Source organism: Lichenibacterium dinghuense (genome assembly GCF_021730615.1).
Classification (GTDB): Bacteria; Pseudomonadota; Alphaproteobacteria; order Rhizobiales; family Beijerinckiaceae; genus Lichenihabitans; species Lichenihabitans dinghuensis.
This window is the reverse complement of sequence record NZ_JAJLMN010000001.1, coordinates 2801280-2819699: the sequence shown is the minus strand read 5'-3', so window position 1 is coordinate 2819699 and position 18420 is coordinate 2801280. Positions and strand designations below refer to the sequence as shown.

Annotated in this window: 15 protein-coding genes and 1 pseudogene; 8 read left to right on the top strand and 8 right to left on the bottom strand. The window is 72.8% G+C overall.

Going from position 1 to position 18420, the window contains the following annotated elements:
* Positions 1-25 precede the first annotated feature (25 nt).
* The 5 genes from glyA to L7N97_RS13420 are packed head-to-tail and all read right to left on the bottom strand — an operon-like array spanning position 26 to position 6542.
* Positions 26-1294: a serine hydroxymethyltransferase gene (glyA, locus tag L7N97_RS13440; RefSeq protein WP_237478843.1), complete on the bottom strand. Its 1269-nt coding sequence runs from the start codon at positions 1292-1294 to the stop codon at positions 26-28.
* A 34-nt stretch (positions 1295-1328) separates the two neighbouring features.
* Entirely contained in the window at positions 1329-1892 is a 564-nt protein-coding gene (locus tag L7N97_RS13435; RefSeq protein WP_237478841.1) for a sarcosine oxidase subunit gamma, read from the bottom strand.
* Between the two features lie 11 nt (positions 1893-1903).
* The gene (locus L7N97_RS13430) at positions 1904-4981 is read right to left on the bottom strand and encodes a sarcosine oxidase subunit alpha family protein (RefSeq protein WP_237478840.1); all 3078 of its coding nucleotides are present in this window, start codon (positions 4979-4981) and stop codon (positions 1904-1906) included.
* Positions 4978-5277: a sarcosine oxidase subunit delta gene (locus tag L7N97_RS13425; RefSeq protein ID WP_237478838.1), complete on the bottom strand. Its 300-nt coding sequence runs from the start codon at positions 5275-5277 to the stop codon at positions 4978-4980. Before L7N97_RS13425 ends, L7N97_RS13430 begins: the two co-directional genes overlap by 4 nt.
* A gap of 11 nt (positions 5278-5288) precedes the next feature.
* On the bottom strand, positions 5289-6542 hold the full coding sequence (locus L7N97_RS13420) for a sarcosine oxidase subunit beta family protein (RefSeq protein WP_237478836.1): 1254 nt from the start codon (positions 6540-6542) through the stop codon (positions 5289-5291).
* Between the two features lie 108 nt (positions 6543-6650).
* Here L7N97_RS13420 and L7N97_RS13415 point away from each other — a divergent pair, with 108 nt between their 5' ends.
* From L7N97_RS13415 to L7N97_RS13380, 8 genes and pseudogenes are all read left to right on the top strand, one after another.
* Positions 6651-7652 (top strand): GlxA family transcriptional regulator, encoded by a 1002-nt coding sequence (locus L7N97_RS13415; RefSeq protein WP_237478835.1) that lies wholly within the window; start codon positions 6651-6653, stop codon positions 7650-7652.
* A 240-nt stretch (positions 7653-7892) separates the two neighbouring features.
* Entirely contained in the window at positions 7893-8744 is an 852-nt protein-coding gene (gene purU, locus L7N97_RS13410; RefSeq protein WP_237478833.1) for a formyltetrahydrofolate deformylase, read from the top strand.
* A complete protein-coding gene (locus L7N97_RS13405) occupies positions 8741-9664 on the top strand; it encodes a bifunctional 5,10-methylenetetrahydrofolate dehydrogenase/5,10-methenyltetrahydrofolate cyclohydrolase (RefSeq protein WP_237478831.1) in 924 nt (307 codons plus the stop codon). The genes purU and L7N97_RS13405 overlap by 4 nt, the downstream gene beginning before the upstream one ends.
* A 195-nt stretch (positions 9665-9859) precedes the next feature.
* A pseudogene (locus L7N97_RS13400) lies at positions 9860-10608 on the top strand (electron transfer flavoprotein subunit beta/FixA family protein).
* Complete coding sequence (locus tag L7N97_RS13395) at positions 10605-11564, top strand: electron transfer flavoprotein subunit alpha/FixB family protein (RefSeq protein ID WP_237477018.1); 960 nt, start codon at positions 10605-10607, stop codon at positions 11562-11564. The pseudogene L7N97_RS13400 and the gene L7N97_RS13395 overlap by 4 nt, the downstream one beginning before the upstream one ends.
* Positions 11565-11678: 114 nt before the next feature.
* Entirely contained in the window at positions 11679-14240 is a 2562-nt protein-coding gene (locus L7N97_RS13390; protein WP_237478830.1) for a GcvT family protein, read from the top strand.
* A 552-nt stretch (positions 14241-14792) separates the two neighbouring features.
* Complete coding sequence (locus tag L7N97_RS13385; RefSeq protein ID WP_237478829.1) at positions 14793-15794, top strand: LysR family transcriptional regulator; 1002 nt, start codon at positions 14793-14795, stop codon at positions 15792-15794.
* A gap of 18 nt (positions 15795-15812) precedes the next feature.
* Positions 15813-16103, top strand: a complete 291-nt coding sequence (locus L7N97_RS13380; RefSeq protein ID WP_237478827.1) for a hypothetical protein — start codon at positions 15813-15815, stop codon at positions 16101-16103.
* Between the two features lie 10 nt (positions 16104-16113).
* On the opposite strand, the gene L7N97_RS13375 is transcribed toward L7N97_RS13380, so the two are convergent.
* The 3 genes from L7N97_RS13375 to L7N97_RS13365 form a co-directional block, all read right to left on the bottom strand.
* Complete coding sequence (locus L7N97_RS13375; protein WP_237478826.1) at positions 16114-16746, bottom strand: GDSL-type esterase/lipase family protein; 633 nt, start codon at positions 16744-16746, stop codon at positions 16114-16116.
* A gap of 126 nt (positions 16747-16872) precedes the next feature.
* On the bottom strand, positions 16873-17553 hold the full coding sequence (locus tag L7N97_RS13370; protein WP_237478824.1) for a hypothetical protein: 681 nt from the start codon (positions 17551-17553) through the stop codon (positions 16873-16875).
* A gap of 89 nt (positions 17554-17642) precedes the next feature.
* Positions 17643-18305 carry an SGNH/GDSL hydrolase family protein gene (locus tag L7N97_RS13365; protein ID WP_237478823.1) on the bottom strand — a complete coding sequence of 221 codons (663 nt, stop codon included), beginning with the start codon at positions 18303-18305 and terminating at the stop codon, positions 17643-17645.
* Positions 18306-18420: the final 115 nt, after the last annotated feature.

Below are 18420 nucleotides of genomic sequence, written 5' to 3'. Positions count from 1 at the left end.
GGCCGGCGCGCCGGCCCCCGCGCGCTCAGCGGTAGATCGGAAAGCGGCGGCACAGCTCCGACACCTCGGCGAGGACGGAGCGCTCCACGGCGGCGTCCCCGTCCGGCCCGGCCGCCGCCAGCGCGTCGACGACTTTGAGGATCAGCTCGCCGACGCGGCGGAACTCGGCCTCGCCGAAGCCGCGCGTGGTGCCGGCCGAGGTGCCGAGGCGCACGCCCGAGGTCACGGCCGGCTTCTCGGGGTCGAACGGGATCGCGTTCTTGTTGCAGGTGAGCCCGGCGCGCTCGAGGGCCTTCTCGGCGTCCTTGCCCTTCACGCCCTTCGGGCGGAGGTCGACCAGCACCATGTGGCAGTCGGTGCCGCCCGACACGATGGCGAGGCCGCCGTCCACCAGCGTGCGGGCCAGCGTGCGGGCGTTGTCGATCACCGCCGCGGCGTAGGCCCTGAACTCGGGCCGCAGCGCCTCGCCGAAGGCCACGGCCTTGGCGGCGACGACGTGCATCAGCGGGCCGCCCTGGTTGCCGGGGAAGACGGCCGAGTTGAACGTCTTGGCGAGGGCCTCGTCGTTCGTCAGGATCATGCCGCCGCGCGGGCCGCGCAGGGTCTTGTGCGTGGTGGTGGTCACCACGTGGGCGTGGGGCAGCGGGTCGGGATAGAGCCGGGCCGCCACGAGGCCGGCGTAGTGGGCCATGTCGACCATCAGCACGGCTCCGACCTCGTCGGCGATGTGCCGGAAGGCCCCGAAGTTGATGGCGCGCGGGTAGGCGGAGGCGCCGGCGACGATCAGCTTGGGCCGCGCCTCGCGCGCCTTGAGGAGCAGCGCGTCGTAGTCGATGAGCTGGTCAGAGGCGCGCACCTCGTAGCTCACTGCGTCGAACCACTTGCCCGACATGGTGACGGGCGAGCCGTGGGTGAGGTGGCCGCCGTGGGCGAGCGACATGCCCATGATGCGGTCGCCGGGCCGGAGCAGCGCCAGGAACACCGCCTGGTTGGCCTGGGCGCCGGAATGGGGCTGGACGTTGGCGAAGCGCGCGCCGAACAGCGCCTTGGCGCGCTCGATCGCCAGCGTCTCCACCTCGTCGACGTGGTCGCAGCCGCCGTAGTAGCGCCGGCCGGGATAGCCTTCCGCGTATTTGTTGGTCAGCACGGAGCCCTGCGCCCGGAGCACGTCGGCCGAGACGATGTTCTCGGAGGCGATGAGCTCGATCTGGCCGGCCTGGCGGTCGTATTCGCGCCCGATCGCGCCGGCGACCTCGGCGTCGGCGAGCGGCTTGTCCAAGTCGAAGTTCAGCATGGGCGTGGTCCTCCGAGAGTTCAGGGCGGCGGGTTCAGATGTCGAGCGCGACCTCGCGGCTCACCGCGTCGAGCAGGCCCCAGACGTGGGACGCGAAGGACTGCCACACCTCGACGCGGTAGTGGTCGGGCCCGTGCTTGACGAGCACGACCGCGGCCCTGTCGAAGATCGTGCGCGTGCAGGAGCCGGCCGGCATGGCGCCGAGGTCGAGCGCGCAGGCGGCGCTCAGCATCTGCTCGGCCGCGGGGCCGATGACCTCGATGCCGACGTCGCGGTGGCTGGTCTCGACCAGGCTGTGCGGGGCGCCGAGCCCGGCGAAGCCCTGCCGCACCGCCTCGGCCTCGCCGGCCGGCGCGATGATCGCCCACTCGTCCGGGCCGAGGCACAGGGCGGTGCGCCCGCCCGCCGCGGCGACGCTGCCGATCCGCCCCGCGAGCGACACGCCGAGCGCGCGCCCCGCCGCCTCGCGGTCCGCCGCCCCCACCCGCAGGCTGAAGCGGGCGCAGTCCTCGGCGGCGCGCACCGTCGCGCGCCGCCCCGCCTCGATCGCGCGCCGCCCCGACAGGGCGTTGCGCTGCTCCAAAGCTCGCGTGACCATGACCATCTCCCTCAGGCCGCCAGCCGCGCGTTCTCGGGGTCGACGAAGACGCAGCCGGTGACCGTCGCCTCCAGCACCGCGCCCGGCATGGGCACGTAGATCGTGCCGCCGTCGCGGGCGCGGCCGCCCTCGATCACCGCCATGGCGATCGAGCGCCCGAGCTCCTCGCTCCAGTAGGACGAGGTGACGTGGCCGATCATGGTCGCCGGGACGGGGCCGTTCGGGTCGGCGACGATCTGCGCGCCCTCCTCCAGCACCACCTTCGGGTCCTTGGTGAGCAGGCCGACGAGCTGCTTGCGGTTCGCCTTCAGCATGTCGGGGCGCGTGAGCGAGCGCTTGCCGACGAAGTCGGGCTTGGCCTTGCCGACCGCCCAGCCGAGGCCGGCGTCGTCGGGCGTCAGCGTGCCGTCCGTGTCCTGGCCCACGATGATGTAGCCCTTCTCGGCGCGCAGCACGTGCATGGTCTCGGTGCCGTAGGGCACGATGCCGTGCGCCTGGCCCGCGGCGTGGATCGCCTCCCAAACGGCGCGGCCGTGGCGGGCCGGCACGTTGACCTCGAAGCCGAGCTCGCCCGTGAAGCTCACCCGGAACAGCCGGGTCGGCACGCCGCAGATCGTGCCCTCGGCCACCGCCATGTGCGGGAAGGCCTCCGGGTCGAGGTCGATGCCCTCGACCAGCGGCGCCAGCACGTCGCGCGCCCTGGGGCCGTTCAGCGCGATCACGGCCCACTGCTCCGTGGTCGAGGTGAGCCACACCTTGAGGTCCGGCCACTCGGTCTGGAGGTAGTCCTCCATCATGTTGAGGACGCGCGCGGCGCCGCCCGTCGTGGTGGTGACGTGGAAGCGGTCCTCGGCGAGGCGGCCCACCACGCCGTCGTCGCGGATGAAGCCGTCCTCGCCCAGCAGCAGGCCGTAGCGGCAGCGGCCGACGCCGAGCTTCAGCCACGCGTTTGTGTACATGCGGTTCATGAAGGCCGCCGCGTCCGGCCCCACGACCTCGATCTTGCCGAGCGTGGAGGCGTCGAACATGCCGACCGCGCTCCGGACAGCGCGGCATTCGCGCTTCACGGCGGCGTGCATGTCCTCGGTCCCTCGCGGGAAGTAGCGGGCGCGGCGCCACAGCGCCACGGGCTCGAAGGCGGCGCCCTGCGCCTCGGCCCAGGCGTCGATGGGCGTGCGCCGCGTCACCTCGAACAGGTCGCCGCGGTTGTAGCCCGCGAAGGCCCCGAAGGTGGTCGGCGTGTAGGGCGGCCGGAAGGTCGTCAGGCCGACCGTCGGGGCCGGGCGCTTCAGGGCGTCGGCCGCGATGGCGAGGCCGTTGATGTTGGACGTCTTGCCCTGGTCGGTCGCCATGCCGTTGGTGGTGTAGCGCTTGATGTGCTCGACCGACCGGAAGCCCTCGCGCACGGCGAGGCGGATGTCCTTCGCCAGCACGTCGTTCTGGAAGTCGACGAAGGCCTTGGCGAAGGACGGGTTCCTGTCGGTCGGCAGGTCGCGCGGCGCGACCCCGGCCATCGAGCCGTCGTGGTCGACCGCGAAGGGGCGGGCCTCGGCCGCGAAGCCCGCATCGGTCGCCGCGGCGGCGCCCGCCGCGGCGCCATCGGCGAGTGCTGTGGCGAGGCCGAAGCGGCCCGCACCGGCGCCGGCGACGCGGCAGTCCTCGGTCGGCTTGCCGGGCAGGAAGGCCTGGCCCTCCTCGTCCCAGTCGAGCTTGCCGCCGGTGTGCGAGAACAGGTGCACGCTCGGCGTCCAGCCGCCCGACATCAGCAGGCAGTCGCAGGCGACCCAGCGCCCGCGGCCGGCCTCGCCCCAGGCCGCGACCGGGTTGACCCGCACGGCGGAGACGCGCAGCCGGCCCCGCGTGCCGGTGACGGTGCCGCCCAGCACGACCTCGATACCGAGGCGGCGCGCCTCGGCGATCAGCCGCTCGTCGACCTGCGGGCGCACGTCGACGATGACAGCGACCGTCGTCCCGGCGCGGGCGAGGTCGAAGGCGGCGTCCCAGGCGGAATCGTTGGAGGTGGCCACGGCGGCGCGGTCGCCCACCCGCACGCCGTAGCGGTTGAGGTAGGTGCGGGCGGCGCCGGCCAGCATCACGCCCGGACGGTCGTTGCCGTCGAACACCAGCGGCCGCTCGATGGCGCCCTGCGCCAGCACGACCTGCTTGGCGCGCACCTTCCACAGCCGCTCGCGCGGGGCGCCGGCCGGCACGGAGGCCATGTGGTCGGTGAGGCGCTGGCACAGGCCGACGAGGTTCTGGTGGTAGTAGCCCACCGCGGTGGTGCGGGTCAGCACGGTGGCGTTGGGCAGGGCCGCCAGCGCGGCGAGGCTTTCCGCCAGCCAGTCCCAGGCCGGGCGGCCGTCGATGCGCGCCTCCGGGTCGGACAGCAGCCAGCCGCCGACCTCCGCGCCCTCGTCGACCAGGACCGTGCGCGCGCCGCTCCTGGCGGCCGCCAGGGCGGCCGACAGGCCGGCCGCGCCGCCGCCGACCACGAGCACGTCGCAGTGGGCGAAGCGGCTGGCGTAGCTGTCGGGGTCGGATTCGGACGGGGCCTTGCCGAGGCCGGCGGCGCCGCGGATCACCGGCTCGTAGACCTTCTTCCAGAAGGACTTCGGCCACATGAAGGTCTTGTAGTAGAAGCCGGCAGAGAACAGCATGTACAGGCTGTCGTTCACGGCGCCGACGTCGGTGCGCAGGTTCGGCCAGCGGTTCTGGCTCTCGGCGCGGAAGCCGTCGAACACTTCGGCGAGGGTCGCGCGGGTGTTGGGCTCGAAGCGCCCGCCGCCGCGGTCCGTGCCGACGAGGGCGTTGGGCTCCTCGCAGCCCGCCGCCAGGATGCCGCGCGGCCGGTGGTACTTGAACGACCGGCCGACGAGGTGGACGCCGTTGGCGAGCAGCGCCGAGGCGAGCGTGTCGCCCTGCCGCCCGGTGAGCCTTTCCCCGTCGAAGGTGAACGACACGGTGCGGCGGCCGTCGAGGCGGCCGCGGCCCGGCACGCGGAAGCGCTCGGCCCCGGCGGCGGGCGCGCCGGCCCCGGCGTGGGCGTCCGGGACGACGTCGGCGCGGTCGGCGACGCGGTAGCTGGTCATCGTCCGATCTCCCGGGCCTCGGCGGCCGGGCGCGCCTGGCCGGCCGGATAGGTGGCGAAGAACTTGTCCGTGACGGTGTCGCGCACGGCATTGAAGAAGCGGCCGCAGCCGTGCAGGTGGCGCCAGCGCTCGTAGTGGGTGCCGCGCGGGTTCGAGCGGACGTAGAGGTGGTCGCGCCATTCCTCGTCGCTGAGCGACGACGGGTCGGCGGGGCGGACGAGGTGCGCCTCGCCCGCGTAGGCGAACTCGAGCTCCGGCCGGGCGGCCTCGCAATAGGGGCAGGTGATGAGCAGCATGGCGGGAACCCTCAGTGCGCCACGGCCGCGGCGGCGGCCTCGTCGATGAGGCGGCCGGTGGTGAAGCGCTCGATCATGTAGGGGGCGTTGATCGGGTGCGGCTCGTCGCGCGCCACCGTGTGGGCGAAGACGTGGGCCGAGCCGGGCGTGGCCTTGAAGCCGCCCGTGCCCCAGCCGCAGTTGACGTAGAGGCCCGGCACCGGCGTCTTGGCGATGATGGGCGAGCGGTCCGGGGTGACGTCGACGATGCCGCCCCATTTGCGCAGCATGCGCATGCGGGTGAAGATCGGGAACACCTCGCAGATCGACGCCAGCGTGTGCTCGATCAGCGGCAGGCCGCCGCGCTGGCTGTAGGACACGTACTGGTCCGTGCCCGAGCCGATCACGAGCTCGCCCTTGTCGGACTGGCTGATGTAGGCGTGCACGGTGTTGGACATGACGATGCAGGGGAAGACCGGCTTGACGGGCTCGGACACCAGCGCCTGCAGGGGATAGCTTTCGAGCGGCATGCGCACGCCCGCCGTGTTCATCACCACCGAGGTGTTGCCGGCCGCCACCACCGCGACCTTCTTGGCGCGCACGAAGCCGCGCGCCGTCTCGACGCCCTGCACGGCGCCCGACAGGTCGCGGCGGATGCCGAGCACGGGGCAGTTCTGGACGATGTCGACGCCGCGCGCCGCGGCGCCGCGGGCGTAGCCCCAGGCCACCGCGTCGTGGCGGGCGACGCCGGCGCGCCGCTGCAGGGCGGCGCCGACCACGGGATAGCGGGCGTTGGCGGCGATGTTGAGCGGCGGGCAGAACTCCTTCGCCTGGCTCGGCGTCAGCCACTCGTTGTCGATGCCGTTCAGGCGGTTCGAGTGGATGTGGCGCTTGAAGCTCTGCTCGTCGTGCACCGTGTGGGCCAGCATCATGCAGCCGCGCTGGGAGAACATGACGTTGTAGTTGAGCTCCTGCGTGAGCCCTTCCCACATCTTCATCGCGTGCTCGTAGAGGCGCGCGCTCTCGTCGTAGAGGTAGTTGGAGCGGATGATGGTGGTGTTGCGGCCCGTGTTGCCGCCTCCTAACCAGCCCTTGTCGATCACCGCCACGTTGGTGATCCCGTGCTCCTTGGCGAGGTAGTAGGCCGTGCCGAGGCCGTGGCCGCCGGCGCCGACGATGACGACGTCGTATTCGTCCTTGAGCTCGGCGTCGGGCCACTGGGCGCGCCAGCCCTTGTTGCCGCCGACGGCCTTGGCGACGATGGCGGGGAAGGAGAAGCGGTCCATGGCGGGCTCCGTGGCGTCGTTGGACGAGGCGTATCGCCGCCCGGCCCCGCGGGACAGGACGGACACGACATGCCAGGATGACGTTCGCGACAGGTCTGAGAAGAATCGATGACGCAACCTGGGAAGGATCTGGGCGCCCGCGGGCGGGACAGCCAGCCGCGCCTCCGCGTCGGGTTCATCCTGGCGCGGCGCTTCACGCTCTGCGCCTTCGCCAACTTCGTCGACGTGCTCCGGCTCGCGGCGGACGAGGGGGACCGCAGCCGGCCGATCCTGTGCCGCTGGAGCGTGCTGTCCGACACGATGAGCGCGGTCGTGTCGAGCTGCGGGGTCGCGGTGCAGCCCAACGCGCGCCTGTCGGACCCGCGCGCCTTCGACTACGTCGTGGTGGTGGGCGGGCTCATCGACGAGATGGACAACCTGAGCGCGGGCACGCTCGCCTTCCTCAAGGCGGCCGCGGCCGCGCGGGTCCCGCTGGTGGGCGTGTGCACCGGCGCGCTCATCCTGCACCGGGCCGGCCTGATGGGCGGCTACCGCTGCTGCGTCAGCTGGTTCCACCACGCCGACTTCCTGGAGCAGTTCGAGGGGCTCGTGCCGGTGTCGGACCAGATCTACGTGATCGACCGCGACCGGCTGACCTGCTCGGGCGGCGCGAGCTCGGCGCATCTCGCGGCCCACCTCGTCGAGCGCCACGTCGGCGAGGCGGCGGCGCACAAGAGCCTGCGCATCATGATCATCGACCAGGTGCTGGCCGGCGAGAAGTCGCAGCCGGGCACGCGGCTCGACCTCGTCACCACGGACGAGACGGCCAGGCGGGCGATGCTGCACATGCACCGCAACATCGAGGCGCCGCTGTCCATCGACGAGGTCGCGCGCCGCATCGGCATGAGCCGCCGCAGCCTCGAACGCCACTTCGACAAGGCCCTCGGCTGCTCGCCGAGCGACTGCTACCTCGAGATGCGGCTCGACCAGGCCGACATGCTGCTGCGCACGACGCGGCAGACCGTGGCGGCGATCGCGGCCTCGACCGGCTTCTGCGACACGTCCCACCTCGCGCGCGCCTTCAAGCGCCACCGCGGCGTCGTCCCGACGGACCTGCGGCGCACCCCCTGACGGCACGCCCCGCGCGCGGCTTGTGCGCCCCGCCCGTGTCGCGAAGATCCTGCCCGGCCGGCGTCTGCATCCCGAGGGCGCCGAAACGCGTGGGCTATGTCTCGCCCGTCGGCAGCGGCCGAATCCGCGCGGAAGTGCCGCGGATCGGCGGGCGCTCAGGCGGCCGCCCCGGCGGACGCGCCGCCGGCCGCCTCAAGGTCCGCCCCGCGCCGACGAACGATCGAACTCGAGGAGCGTCGCATGCCGGAATCCGAGTGGGTTCTCAATCTGTCCTGCAAGGACCGGCCGAGGATCGTCTCCTCCGTCACCAACGCCCTGGCCCTGCTCGGCGCCAACATCGCCGAAAGCGCCCAGTTCTGGGACCGCACGAACCAGAGCTTCTTCATGCGCATCGCCTTCACGGCGTCGGAAGGGCTCGGGCGGCAGGCGCTCGACGCCGTGTTCACGCCGATGTCGGCCGAGTTCGACATGGCGACGACGATCACGCGGCGCTCGGACGTGCCCCGCATCATCATCATGGTGTCGAAGTTCGACCACTGCCTCGAACACCTGCTCTACCAGATCCGGGTCGGCTGGCTGAACGTGCGGGTCGTGGCGATCGTGTCGAACCACGAGACCGCCCGCGGCTCCGCGGACCACGCCGGCATCCCGTTCCACCTCCTGCCGGTCGACAAGTCCAACAAGGCCGAGCAGGAGGCCCGGCTGCTCGACATCTACCGCGACACGGACGCCGAGCTGATCGTCCTCGCGCGCTACATGCAGGTCCTGTCGAACGAGCTGTCGCAGGAGCTCTACGGCCGGGTCATCAACATCCACCACTCGTTCCTGCCGAGCTTCAAGGGGGCCAAGCCCTACCACCAAGCCTTCGACAGGGGCGTGAAGCTGATCGGCGCGACGGGCCACTACGTCACGCCTGACCTCGACGAGGGCCCGATCATCGAGCAGGAAGCGGAGCGGGTCACGCACGCGCTGTCGGCGGACGACCTCGTCGCCGTGGGCCGGGACATCGAGGCGCGCGTGCTGGCGCGCGCCGTGAAGCTCCACGTCGAGCGCCGGGTGATGCTCAACGGCCGCAAGACGGTGGTGCTGTGAGCCGGCCCTCGGGCGACGCGGCGCCGGGGGCGCGCCTCATCGACGGCCGCGGGCTCGCGGACCGCATCGTCGCGGAGGTGCGGGCCGGGGTGGAGGACGGCCGGCGGCGGACGGGGTCGGTCCCCGGCCTCGCCGTGGTCCTCGTCGGGGGCAACCCGGCCAGCCACATCTACGTGGAGGCCAAGCTGCGCAAGGCCCGCGAGGCCGGCATCGACACCTTCGAGCACCGGTTCGACGACATCGACGAGGCCGGGCTGCTCCGCCTGATCGAGCGGCTGAACCGCGACCGGCGCGTCAGCGGCATCCTGGTCCAACTGCCGCTCCCGCCCCACGTGGACCGCCGCCGCGTCCTGTCGGCGGTGTCGCCCGACAAGGACGCGGACGGCTTCCATCCCGAGAACCAGGGGCGCCTCTTCACCGACGCGCCGGGCGTCGTGCCCTGCACGCCCCGGGGATGCCTCGACCTCATCCGGCGCGAGGTGCCCTCGCTCGAAGGGCTCGACGCCGCCGTGGTCGGCGCGTCCAGCATCGTCGGGCGCCCCATGGCGGCCCTGCTGCTGAACCAGGGCTGCACCGTGTCGGTGGGCCACAAGGCCAGCCGCGACCTGCCGGCCCTCACCCGGCGGGCCGACGTCCTCGTCGTCGCGGCCGGCCAGCCCGGCCTCGTGCGGCGGGACTGGGTGAAGCCGGGCGCTGTGGTGGTCGACGTCGGGATCTCGCGCGTGACGGATCCGGTCCTGGGCAGCCGCATCGTCGGCGACGTGGCCTTCGACGAGGTGCGCGAGGTGGCGGGCGCGATCACCCCCGTGCCCGGCGGCGTCGGCCCCATGACGGTGGCCATGCTGATGGCCAACACGCTCGACCTGTTCCTCGGGGCGGCCGGGGAGCGCGGCGCCGCGGCCCTCCTGTGCCAGGGATAGGCGGCGGCCGCGACGCCGGATGTCGTGAAAATCCGGGCGCCCTGGCGCATGGCTCCTGCCGGGTCGCGGCGGGCCGGATATAGTGCGGGCCATCGGCGTCCCGGCCCCGGTGCGGGCCGGGCGCCCGAGGCCAGGCGGGCAGGGACGCGGTCCCCCCGTCCTCATGTCGGACGATGGAACGGCGACGGAGACGTCATGAAGATCCTGGTGCCCGTCAAGCGGGTGGTCGACTACAACGTGAAGATCCGGGTGAAGCCGGACGGCTCGGGCGTGGACCTGGCCAACGTCAAGATGGCGATGAACCCCTTCGACGAGATCGCGGTCGAGGAAGCGCTGCGCCAGAAGGAGGCCGGCAGGGCCAGCGAGGTCGTGGTGGTGTCGATCGGCCCCGCGCAGGCGGTCGAGACGCTGCGCACCGGCCTCGCCATGGGGGCCGACCGCGGCATCCACGTCAAGACCGACGCTCCGCCCGAGCCGCTCGCGGTCGCCAAGGTCCTCGCTGCCGTGTGCAGGGCCGAGGAGCCGGGCGTCGTGATCATGGGCAAGCAGGCCATCGACGACGACTGCAACCAGACCGGCCAGATGCTGGCCGCGCTGCTCGGCTGGGGCCAGGGCACCTTCGCGTCCCGGCTCGTGCTCGGCGCGGGCGAGGCCGAGGTCACCCGCGAGGTGGACGGCGGCGCCCAGACCGTGACGCTGAGGCTGCCCGCGGTGGTGACCACCGACCTGCGGCTCAACGAGCCGCGCACGCGTCGCTGCCCAACATCATGAAGGCCAAGAAGAAGCCGGTCGACGCCCGGACGCCCGACGACTTCGGCGTGGACGTGACGCCGCGCCTCGCCGTGCTGAAGACCGTGGAGCCGCCGCCGCGCCAGGGCGGCGCCAAGGTGGGCTCGGTGGCCGAGCTCGTGGGCAAGCTGCGTGAGACGGGGGTGATCCGATGACGGTTCTCGTGCTGGCCGAACAGAAGGACGGCGTGCTCAACGAGGTGACGGCGCGGGCGCTGACGGCGGCGAAGCAGATCGCCGACGCGGCGGCCGGCGACGCCGTGCACGTGCTGGTGACCGGCCGCGGGGCCGCAGAGGCCGCGCGGGCGGCGGCGCAGCTCGACGGGGTGGGCAAGGTGCACGTGGCCGAGGGCGGCGCGCTCGACCACGGCCTCGCCGAGCCGGCCGCGGCGCTGCTGGTGAGGCTCGCCGACCACCACAAGACCATCGTGGCGCCCGGCACGGCGGCCGCCAAGAACGTCATGCCGCGGCTCGCGGCGCTGCTCGACGTCATGCAGGTGTCGGAGATCACGCGCGTTGTGTCGTCCGACACGTTCGAGCGGCCGATCTACGCCGGCAACGCGATCCAGACGGTGCGGAGCGCCGACCCCGTGAAGGTCGTGACGGTGCGCACGGCGGCCTTCGCGGCGACGCCGTCCGGCACCGCTGCGGCGCCGGTCGAGGCCATCGACGCGTCCGCGATCGCGTCGGACCTGTCGCGGTTCGGGGGCGAGGAGCTGGCGAAGTCGGACCGCCCGGAGCTGACGTCGGCCAAGGTGATCGTGTCGGGCGGGCGGGCGATGGGCAAGGCGGAGAACTTCAAGACCTACCTCGAGCCGATCGCGGACAAGCTCGGGGCGGCGATGGGCGCCTCGCGCGCGGCGGTGGACGCGGGGCTCGCGCCGAACGACTGGCAGGTGGGGCAGACCGGCAAGGTTGTGGCGCCGGAGCTCTACATCGCGGTGGGGATCTCGGGGGCGATCCAGCACCTGGCGGGCATGAAGGACTCCAAGGTCATCGTGGCCATCAACAAGGACGAGGACGCGCCGATCTTCCAGGTGGCGGACTACGGGCTCGTGGGCGACCTGTTCACCATCCTGCCCGAACTCGACGCGGCGCTCGCCGAGGGCTGACGGGGCGGGCGGCCGCGAGGCCGCCATCAGGGACGTGACAGCCCGGCGCGTCCGCGCCCCGCGCGAGAGCGGCGCGGGCGCGCCGGATCATCCAGAACGCGGGAGGGTTTAGCGGTGGCAGCATTTCCTCAGAAGGCCAGGGTGGTGATCGTCGGCCTCGGCGGCATCGTGGGCGCGTCGGTGGTCCACCACCTCGTCGAGCGGGGCTGGGACGACATCGTCGGCATCGACAAGTCCGGCATCCCGACCGACATCGGCTCGACCGCCCACGCGTCCGACTTCTGCTACTCGACCAGCCACGACTTCCTGTCCTGCTGGACCACGCTCTACTCCATCGACTTCTTCGACCGCATGGGCCACTACGCCCGCGTCGGCGGCATCGAGGTGGCCCGCGTCGGCGACGACGAGCGGATGAAGGAGATCCGGCGCAAGGTGTCGTCCGGCAAGGCCTTCGGCACGCGCGCGCGGCTGATGGAGCCGGACGAGGTCAAGGCCAAGTTCCCGCTGATCGAGGAGAGCATGGTCCAGGGCGGGCTGTGGGATCCCGACGCCGGGCTCGTCGTGCCGCGCTCGCAGACGGTCGCCGGCCTCCTCGTCGACGCGGCCGAGAAGTCCGGCAAGCTCCGCGCCTTCGCCAACACGGCCGCGACCTCGCTCGTGTTCGAGGGCGGCCGCGTCGCGGGCGTCGTCACCGAGCGCGGCACGGTCATGGCCGACCACGTCGTGGTCTGCGCGGGCCTGTGGGGCCGCATGGTGGCCGAGATGGCGGGCGAGGACCTGCCCGTGATGCCGATCGACCACCCGCTGATGTTCTTCGGGCCCTTCAAGGAGTTCGAGAACACGGGCCTCGACATCGGCTGGCCGCTGCTGCGCGACCAGGGCAACTCCGCCTACATGCGCGACACGGGCGACCCCACGACGGCCGAGGGCGGCATGATCGAGTGGGGCTACTACGAGGAGCACGCCCCGCGCCTCGTCCACCCGCGCGAGCTGCTCGGCAAGGCCGAGGCCCGCCTGTCGCCGTCCCAGCGCGACCTCGACATGGAGCAGGTGCTCACCCCGCTCGAGCGGGCCATCGAGCTGACGCCCATCCTCGGCGAGCTCGGCTACGACGAGCGCCGCTCCTTCAACGGCCTCCTCCAGGTGACGACCGACGGCAACGCCATGGTGGGCGAGAGCCGGAAGCACCGCGGCCTGTGGTACTGCGTCGGCGTGTGGGTGAAGGACGGGCCCGGCATGGGCAAGCTCCTCGCCGACTGGATGACGGACGGCCGCACCTCGATCGACCACGCCCGCATCGACGTGTCGCGCTTCTACCCGCACCAGCTCGAGGCCGGCTTCATCGCCGACCGCTGCGGCGAGGCGGCCCAGAAGGTGTACAACCCCGGCATCCACCCGCGCGAGCCCTTCAGCCAGGGGCGCGACGTGCGGCGCTCGCCCTTCCACGAGCGCGAGAAGGCGCTCGGCGGCCACTTCATGGAGCTCGGCGGCTGGGAGCGCGCCCACGGCTACGCCGCCAACGCGCACCTCATCGAGCGCTACGGCAATCGCGTGCCGGTGCGCGCCGACGAGTGGGACAACCGCCACTTCTGGCGCGTGTCCAACGCCGAGCAGCTCGCCATGAGCGAGGACTGCGGGCTCATCAACCTGTCCCACTTCGCGATCATCGACGTCGAGGGGCCCGACCACCTCGCCCTGATGGAGTGGGTCTGCGCCGCGAAGATCGGCGGCGACGCCAACGTCGGCAAGGGCATCTACACGCACTTCCTCGACGACGAGGGCATGGTGCGGGCGGACCTGACCGTGTTCCGCATGGCGGACCGCTGCCGCGTGGTCGACGGCGCCGACGCCGGCCCGCGCGACGAGATCTACCTGCGGCGCGTCGCGGCCGACCGGGGCCTCGACGTCACGATCACGGACGTGACGGAACGGTTCGTGACCATCGGCATCTGGGGGCCGAACGCGCGGGCGAAGCTGCAGGAGGTCGTGGCCGACCCGGACGGGCTGTCGCCGGAGCGCTTCCCCTTCGCGGCCATCAAGCCGGTCGAGATCGCGGGGCGGCGGGTGAGCGCCTTCCGCATCTCCTACGTGGGCGAGCAGGGCTACGAGCTGCACATGGCCTACGAGGACGGCCTCGCCGTGTGGGACGCGCTGCGCTCGACCGGCGCCATCGCGGTCGGCATCGAGACCTACGCCAACAGCCGCCGCTTGGAGAAGAGCCTGCGCCTGCAGAACGCCGACCTGTCGACCGAGTACAACCTCCTCGAGGCCGGCCTCGCCCGCCCGAAGGTGAAGGAGGCCGACTTCCGCGGCAAGGCCCGGCACCTGGAGCACCGCGCCCGGGACCACCAGCCGGCGACGCTGTGCACGCTGGTGATGACCGACAACCGGGACGCGCGGGGCGTCGCCCGCTACCCGGTCGGCACCCTGCCGGTCCAGGATCCGGAGACCGGCGAGACGCTGGTCGACGCCATCGGCCGCCGCTCCTACACGACCTCGATCGCCTACGGGCCGAGCCTGGGCAGCAACATCGCCCTGGCCTACCTGCCGCACGGCCGGGCCGAGGTCGGCCGCAAGCTGCAGGTCGAGTATTTCGGCGAGACCTACCCGGTCGAGGTGGCGGCGGTGGGCTACGGCGCGCTCTACGACCCGGAGAACGCCAAGCCGCGGAGCTGAGGGACCATCGACGGTCCCCCGGCCACGTCGCGGTGCGGGGGAGCGGAGCCGGTCCTCCGCGGAGGTGGAGATCGAGGGAGGGGGGATCGGCTCGCGCCGCGAAGTCCCCCATGCATGCGCGAGAGCCCGGCCCAGTGCCGGGCTTTTTCTTTGCTCCGTCGCTTCGGGCCGTTCCGTCGTGTGACGCGGATCACCGGCCCGCACCTCCCCGACGTCCACAGACCCGGATCGAGGGCCGGGGCGGGTCCCCGACCGGCCGCGCCCATCACGGCCGGCCCCGTCGACGGGCCCTGTGTACGGTATCGGACAAATCTTCCCCGCGCACGACGGCAGGTCTTATCTTTGGTTATGTGACTTTCATCTGCTGAATGTTCATCGCGTGCAAGAATAACAGGGTCGGATGTTCTCTGTCACATACTTATTTTTACGATTTTTAACCAATAAAGACAATCATCGGACAAACGATGCGAGCTGTCTTCGGACGAGACTCGGCTCTCCGCTCCACCGTGATCCCTCGCCCCTCGCCGATGGTACGACGCAATGACAGACCCCATGGGCCCGCAGAGGGTCAACAACTTCCGCGACATGATCATCTTCGTCGAGGTCGGGCGCCGGGAAACCTTCACCCATGCCGCACGGGCGCTCGGCCTCCCCGTCTCGACCATCGCCCGCCGGATCGCGGCGCTCGAGAGCGATCTCGGCCTGTCCCTCGTCGAGCGGACGACGCGCGAGCAGAGGCTGACGGCGGACGGGATCCGATGCTTCGAGCGGTGCCGCGACGTCGTGGACGACGCCGTCGCGGCCTACGAGGACGTCCACGCCCAGGCGCACGGGTTGAAGGGGCGGATCCGCCTGGCCCTGCCCGGAGAGGTCGCCGCCGGCACGCTCGCGAGGATCGTGGCGAGCTTCCTGCGCGAGAACGCGGGGATCGACCTCGTGGTGGAGGTCGCGCACGACGGGCAGCGCCTCGGGCACGACCTCGACCTCCTGGTCTGCCTCGGCCCCCCCGACCACGGCGCGCTCGTCACGCGCCGGATCGGCTCGATCGGGCTGCGCCTCTACGCTTCGCCGGGGTATCTCGCCGAGCACGGGGCGATCACGTCGCGGGCCGGCCTCCGCGGCCGCGAGATCCTGGCCGCGCGGGCCTGCGCGGACGGGCTCGCGGGCCTGTCGGACGCCGGCGTGCCCCCGGGCCTCAACTGCGGCGGCCGCCTCACCGTCGAAACCTTCGCGCTCGTGGCCGGGCTGGCGGCGGCCGGCCAGGGCGTCGCGCTGCTGCCGCCCGACGTCGCCGCGCTGCACGTGCGGGCGGGGGCGCTCAGCCCCGTGCTCGCGGACTGGACGCCCGTGCTCCTGCCGGTCTCCATCGTCATGGCGAGCCGGCTCCTGCCCGCCCGCCTGCGCAGCTTCGTCGCCCATCTGGTGGCCCGCTTCCCGGCCGAGGCCGGGGCGGACTGTGCCGGCGAGAAACCCGGGGCGAGGCTGCAGCCCGCCCCTTCGCTCGCGCGCATCGCCCCGCCCGGACCGCGCCTCGCCGGCGCGGCGGCGCGCTGACGGCCCGGCCCCGCCCCGATGGACCTCCAGGACGCGGCGAGCGGCCGCCCCCTCTCCCTCCACGCTCTGCTCGTCATCGCCAGGGCGGTCCGCGACGGCCGGCCGTTCCGCGCCGACGACGCCTTCCTGATGCTCCGCGAGATCCGGCGCGTCTGCCCGGTCTCGCTGCCGGACGCCCTGTCCGAGGGGCGCCTGTCGGCGCTGGAGCGCGCGGCGGACGACCGCACCTACTTGGACCTGCTGGCCCGCTACGCCCTCGCGGAGCTGATCGCGCGGCTGGAGCCGGTCGGCGGCGGCCCCTGGGCGTGAGCGGGGCGCCTCACCCGCCCATCAGCCGAAGCACCTCGGCGCGGATCGCCCCGCCCAGGATGGCGTAGCCCACCATGGTGGGGTGCAGCCCGTCGAACAGCACCTGGTCCGAGATGCGGCCGTCGGCGCCCACCAGGGCCGCGCCGGGGTCGAGGAAGAACACGGTCCTGCCGTCAGCGCAGCGGCGCACCAGGGCGCTGACGGCCGCGTTCACGGCGCGCTCGGGCGCGGCGGCGTCCCGGCCGCGCGGCAGGAGGCCGAGCAGCAGCACCTTGCTCGACGGCGAGCGCGCCCGCACGAGGCGGACGATCTCGGCGATGCCGAGCGCCGTGTCCTCGGCGCGGCTGTTCCAGTTCGCGTTGTTGGTGCCGATCAGCACCACGACGACCTCCGGGCGAAGCGACGGGCCCCACTGGCCCCCGCCGAGACGCCACAGCGCGCCCCCCGTCGTGTCGCCCCAGAGGCCGAGGTTGAGGGGCGACAGCCCGCCCCAGAACAGGTCCCAGGTCACCGGGTCCCAGCCCTGGACGATGGAGTCGCCCACGAAGGCGAGCCGGACCCGGCCGAGGTCCTGCCCCCGCAGACGGCGGTCGAGGTCCTCGTCGCGGCGGCGCCACTCGTCGACCGGGACCGGGCGGGGCACGGCCTCGGCCGGCATCGGCGCGCGGGCCGGCAGGGCCGCGCAGGCCGGGGCGGCGAGGCTGCGGCCCGGAGAGCAGCAGGCCAGGACGAGGCCGAGGAGGAGCGCGCGGCGCAGGGCGGCCTCCGTTCAGCGCAGGTAGGGCGCGATGGCGTTGACCGACATGAAGGCGGTCGCCTTCCCGGCCGGCGCCATCAGCCACACGCTGTACTGGCCGCCGGCCCCGATCTCGCCGAGGTCCAACGCGGCGCTCTGCCCCGTGGAACAGGCGGCGCGCAGCCGCACCTTCGCGGCGGGGTTGACGGCGCGCCCGCGCATCGCGGACGGCCCCACACCGGCGAAGACCGCCCGGCCTCCCGGATCGAGCTGCAGGGTCGCCGCGGCGCAGCCCGGCGCGGCGTTGTAGAAGGAGAGGCGCGCCCGGGTCTGGCTGACCTCGGCCTCGTCCCTCACCGCGGCGAGCGCCATGTCCGGCCCGACCAGCACCGTGTCGAAGGAGCCCGGCTCGACCGCGAAGGCGCCCCGCCCGCTGCGGCCGCCGGCGCTCACCTGCGCTTCGAGATCGCGCCCCGCCACGCCCTCGACGACGCGATAGCTGGAGACGCGCGCCGCCCCCTCGGTGCCGAGCGTCATCGCCTCGCCGAAGCCCGCGGGGCGCACCGTCACGGGCTCGGCCCCCGTGTTGACGAACCGGACGTAGGCGTAGCCGTCCGGCAGGCGGTCCGGATAGAGCATGGTCTGGGCTCGCGCCGGGCCGCAGAGCGCGGCCGCGAGCAGGACGCCCGCGCCGATCCGTCGGAGTCGATCCATCGTGTCTGTCCTGCTGTGCCACGCCTCGGGCGCGGCGGGTTGAAGCGGGGTCACCGCGGGCGGGCGGGGAGCGGACGGGCCGGGCCCGGTCAGCGGTGGGCGAGGCCCTGCACGGCGGGGGTCTGGGCAATGGCCTGCGTGAGCGCCGCGCCCCACTTCTGGTAGCCGACGGCGGTGTAGTGCTGGCCGTCGAAGGTCGGCCATTCGCCGGGCTTCGACAGGGCGAGCGAGTCGACGTAGGAGCAGGGCGCGACCGCGGTGGCCAGGAAGTCCGACAGCTCCTTCGCGCGGGCGTAGGTCTTGAAGTAGGGGCCGCCCTCCGTGCCCCAGCCCGGCCCGATCCACACGCAGGGCAGGTGGTGGGCCGCGACGCGCGCCGTCAGCTCCTCGACGTTCTCCCGGATCCAGGGCCGCGGCATCTCGCGCTGATTGTAGCCGCCCATCGTGTCGCCGATGCCGATCACCACGACGTCGGGCTTGGTGCGGTCGATCAGGGCATCGATGGACCAGCTCACGGCTTTCGGGGAGCGGTCCTCCTGGACCGGGCCGGCGCCGACGCGCTGGGCCGTGCCGCAGGGCACCGGGCGCGGCGCCACCCAGGCCCCCGCCGGCATGCCGCAGGCGCCGAAGGCCTCGCTCCGGGCGCCGGCCTTCACGAGGCCGTCCTGCAGCGTCGTGATCAGGTAGTTCTTGGTCGCGAAATGGCTGTCGCCGATCATCAGGAAGGCCAGCCCGGCGAGGAGGTTCTGCATGTGAGGAGATCCGTCGGCGCGACCGCCATGAGCATGGCCGTGCGCATCGTTGAGCGAGGGAAAGGGGTGAGCCGGACGCCGAGAAGACCGATCGTCTTCTGTCGGTATCCGGATC

What these genes read in the sequence shown, in the direction of transcription:
- glyA (WP_237478843.1), bottom strand. Translation starts at nt 1,294, where the DNA reads ATGCTGAACTTCGACTTGGACAAGCCGCTCGCCGACGCCGAGGTCGCC.
- L7N97_RS13435 (WP_237478841.1), bottom strand. Translation starts at nt 1,892, where the DNA reads ATGGTCACGCGAGCTTTGGAGCAGCGCAACGCCCTGTCGGGGCGGCGC.
- L7N97_RS13430 (WP_237478840.1), bottom strand. Translation starts at nt 4,981, where the DNA reads ATGACCAGCTACCGCGTCGCCGACCGCGCCGACGTCGTCCCGGACGCC.
- L7N97_RS13425 (WP_237478838.1), bottom strand. Translation starts at nt 5,277, where the DNA reads ATGCTGCTCATCACCTGCCCCTATTGCGAGGCCGCCCGGCCGGAGCTC.
- L7N97_RS13420 (WP_237478836.1), bottom strand. Translation starts at nt 6,542, where the DNA reads ATGGACCGCTTCTCCTTCCCCGCCATCGTCGCCAAGGCCGTCGGCGGC.
- L7N97_RS13415 (WP_237478835.1), top strand. Translation starts at nt 6,651, where the DNA reads ATGACGCAACCTGGGAAGGATCTGGGCGCCCGCGGGCGGGACAGCCAG.
- purU (WP_237478833.1), top strand. Translation starts at nt 7,893, where the DNA reads ATGCCGGAATCCGAGTGGGTTCTCAATCTGTCCTGCAAGGACCGGCCG.
- L7N97_RS13395 (WP_237477018.1), top strand. Translation starts at nt 10,605, where the DNA reads ATGACGGTTCTCGTGCTGGCCGAACAGAAGGACGGCGTGCTCAACGAG.
- L7N97_RS13385 (WP_237478829.1), top strand. Translation starts at nt 14,793, where the DNA reads ATGGGCCCGCAGAGGGTCAACAACTTCCGCGACATGATCATCTTCGTC.
- L7N97_RS13380 (WP_237478827.1), top strand. Translation starts at nt 15,813, where the DNA reads ATGGACCTCCAGGACGCGGCGAGCGGCCGCCCCCTCTCCCTCCACGCT.
- L7N97_RS13370 (WP_237478824.1), bottom strand. Translation starts at nt 17,553, where the DNA reads ATGGATCGACTCCGACGGATCGGCGCGGGCGTCCTGCTCGCGGCCGCG.
- L7N97_RS13365 (WP_237478823.1), bottom strand. Translation starts at nt 18,305, where the DNA reads ATGCAGAACCTCCTCGCCGGGCTGGCCTTCCTGATGATCGGCGACAGC.